Source organism: Mycobacterium sp. TH-M103 (assembly GCF_057473785.1).
Window position 1 is genome coordinate 1 of sequence record NZ_JBYCLG010000329.1, and the last position, 2,731, is coordinate 2,731.

Consider the following 2,731-nt stretch of genomic DNA (forward strand, 5'->3'; position numbering starts at 1 on the left):
CCGCGTCAAGCGAGCAGGGCAGTGACCTGGTGGCACCTCGGGTGCATCAACGCTTCATCCAGAAGCGATGACCTCAGGAAGGTAGTCCAGTGAGCACCGCGGCCGTGCTGCTGGCCGTCGCGCTGTGTGTGGGCCCCGGACCGTCGCTGGTGCGGGAGCGTGCCGGGTTGTCCGCGCGGGCACGGTGGCCGCGGCGCAGGCCACCGCACGGCCGTACGCACGGCCCGGACCCGCTGGCCGCCGCCTCGTGCCTCGACGTGCTGGCGGTGTGCTTGGCGGCGGGCATGGCGGTGCCGGCGGCCGCGGCCGCCACCGCCGCGTCCGCCCCGCCCAAGCTGGCCGGGGTGTTGCGCCGCGCCGCCGATCTGCTGGCGCTGGGCGCCGATCCCGCCGTGGCATGGTCGGCGTCGGCAGACCCGCCGGCCGGGGCGCCCGACGCGCACACCGACGCGCTGCTACGCCTGGCGCGGCGTTCGGCGTCCTCCGGTGCGGCGCTGGCCGCTGGTGTCGCCGAACTGGCCGACCAATCCCGTCACGATGCCGTGCACGCGGCCGCCGCCGCCGCCGAACGCGCAGGCGTCCTGGTCGCCGGACCGCTCGGGCTGTGCTTTCTACCGGCGTTCTTCTGCCTGGGCATCGTGCCGGTGGTCGCCGGGCTGGCCGGCGACATCCTGCGGTCGGGCCTGCTGTGAGACGTAAACGAGGAGGAAAAAACATTGCTGATCAACATGTTTCGTGCATTCCTGACGCGCATGACCGCCCTGGCTGTCGACGAGTCGGGCATGTCGACGGTCGAGTACGCGATCGGCACGATAGCCGCCGCCGCCTTCGGCGCGATCCTCTACGCCGTCGTCACCGGCGATTCGATCGTGTCGGCGTTGACCAACATCATCGGTCGCGCGCTCAATACCAAGGTCTAGCGGCGGGCTGTGCGGGTGCGAGCACCGTCGAGGCGGCACTGGGGATCGCCGCGCTGGTCGTGGTGCTCGCGCTGTGCCTGGGCGGTGTCACGGCGGTGTCCATGCAGTTGCGCTGCGTCGACGCCGCCCGCGAGGCCGCCCGCCTCGCCGCGCGCGGCGACCAGCGCTCGGCGTTCGACGCCGCGCGCCGCCTCGCGCCCGCGGGGGCACGCATCCAGGTGCGTCGGGACGGGGATCTCTTCGTGGCCACGGTCGTTGCCCGTTCGCCGCTGTTACCCACCCTGGCCATCGGCGCCAAGACCGTTTCGGCGGCCGAGGAGCCGGGGTGACCGGGGGTCGGCCACCGTGGCCGCGGCAGCCATGGTCGCGGTGGTGCTGTGCGTCACGGTCGCGGGCGCCTATCTCGGAGCGGTGGTGGTCGCCCGGCACCGGGCTCAAGCGGCGGCCGACCTGGCCGCGCTGGCCGCGGCGGCCCGGCTGCCGGCCGGAGCGACTGCGGCCTGCGCCCGCGCGACGGCGGTGGCCCGCCGGATGGGGGCCGCTGCGGTCCGCTGCGAGATGGACGGGCTCGACGTGGTCGTCACGGTCGACGTGGCCGTCGGCCTGGTGGGACCGGCCGGCATTGCCCGGGCCGCGGCCCGGGCGGGACCCGCCGGCCCCGCGTAGTCAGGTCGCGTCGCCCGGCGTCAGTCCGGCCTCGGCGAGTTCGGCGTCGCTGGGCAACCGCAACGAGATCAGCCCGACGAAGGTCTCCGGTTCGAGTTCCACTCGGCTGACGGTGACGTGTACGGGCACCCAGTCGGCGTCGTGCCCCGGCATCCGTAACACCCGACTGGTCGCACCGCCGGCGAATTCCGTTGTCATCGAGGCCAAGAGGTGCTCGTCGTCGGGGTGAACGTTCGGTTTGTCGACCCTGCCGGCGCGCCAGTCGTAGAACGGGCACGGTTCGTCGAGCCACTTGAGCAGGGTCCAGTTCTTGAGGTCGACGAGCGCCCGGTGAACTCCGGCCCGCGCGAGTCCCTCCAGGATCCGCTGCGCGATGTCGTCGGTGGACACGACGGGACCCTCGAGGTTGGCGCGCCAGTTCATCGCCCGGGCGACGAGGTGGTCGCGGCCGTCGGGGCCCGGCTCGAGCGCGGTGCGGGCGACGAAGCCGATCCGGATGGGATTGCCCTGCCAGTCGGTGAGATCCCAGGTGCTGCAAAACGTCCGGTCCGGCTCGGCCTTGACGGCCATGGCCAGCACCTTGGCTTCGTTCGGGTTGAGGTCGCGGGATGGGAGGTCTTCCGCGAAGGCCCTGCCGAGGGTGACCTCGACTTCGGCGTTCTTGCCGCTGTTGGTGAGCGATTCCCGGGTGTCGGTGGCCACGCCCAGTGTCAGATCCCACTTCAGCGGGCCCGGGATCGGTCGCGTGGGGGGCTCGGCGTCGGCGGGGCCGGTCCAGACGTGCACACCGTGCGTCCTGCCGTCGGACATCACCACCGGTTCGGTGCGGATGACGCGGTCGCGTTTGGGGGTGATGCTGGTCAGGCTCTGGCCGGTCTGCATCGACTCGGTGATCGCGGTGCGCACCGCGGCGCGGTGGGGGCTGCGGCGCAGGAATGTTGCGACGGGAATGAGGTTTTTCAGCTGCCGATCCTGCGCCACCACGGCGGGTTCGTCGCCCAGCGTCTCCACGAGCAACCAGTCGTGGACCATGCGAGCAGTTTACCGACTGTGCCGCGTTCCCCGACCCGACGGGCGGCGCGCCCGATCAGCCTGTCGGTTTGCACAAATGGTCGCCGCCTTGATAATTTGCTGCTGCGCCCGCA

General features: G+C 72.1%; 5 protein-coding genes. 4 read left to right on the forward strand and 1 reads right to left on the reverse strand.

From position 1 onward, the window contains the following. The first annotated feature begins 89 nt into the window (after positions 1 to 89). The 4 genes from AC2VOR_RS18285 to AC2VOR_RS18300 are packed head-to-tail and all read left to right on the forward strand — an operon-like array spanning position 90 to position 1,586. Positions 90 to 692: a type II secretion system F family protein gene (locus AC2VOR_RS18285; protein ID WP_369736655.1), complete on the forward strand. Its 603-nt coding sequence runs from the start codon at positions 90 to 92 to the stop codon at positions 690 to 692. 36 nt (positions 693 to 728) lie between these two features. Beyond that, positions 729 to 920: a DUF4244 domain-containing protein gene (locus AC2VOR_RS18290; RefSeq protein WP_369741396.1), complete on the forward strand. Its 192-nt coding sequence runs from the start codon at positions 729 to 731 to the stop codon at positions 918 to 920. 38 nt (positions 921 to 958) lie between these two features. Next, positions 959 to 1,249, forward strand: a complete 291-nt coding sequence (locus AC2VOR_RS18295; protein ID WP_486964264.1) for a TadE family type IV pilus minor pilin — start codon at positions 959 to 961, stop codon at positions 1,247 to 1,249. A 16-nt stretch (positions 1,250 to 1,265) separates the two neighbouring features. Further along, the gene (locus AC2VOR_RS18300; RefSeq protein WP_369736656.1) at positions 1,266 to 1,586 is read left to right on the forward strand and encodes an Rv3654c family TadE-like protein; all 321 of its coding nucleotides are present in this window, start codon (positions 1,266 to 1,268) and stop codon (positions 1,584 to 1,586) included. On the opposite strand, the gene AC2VOR_RS18305 is transcribed toward AC2VOR_RS18300, so the two are convergent. Then, a complete protein-coding gene (locus AC2VOR_RS18305) occupies positions 1,587 to 2,618 on the reverse strand; it encodes a PAS domain-containing protein (RefSeq protein WP_486964263.1) in 1,032 nt (343 codons plus the stop codon). Positions 2,619 to 2,731: the final 113 nt, after the last annotated feature.

Coding starts and splice junctions, on each gene's coding strand:
- AC2VOR_RS18290 (WP_369741396.1), top strand. CDS start 729: ATGTTTCGTGCATTCCTGACGCGCATGACCGCCCTGGCTGTCGACGAG.
- AC2VOR_RS18305 (WP_486964263.1), bottom strand. CDS start 2,618: ATGGTCCACGACTGGTTGCTCGTGGAGACGCTGGGCGACGAACCCGCC.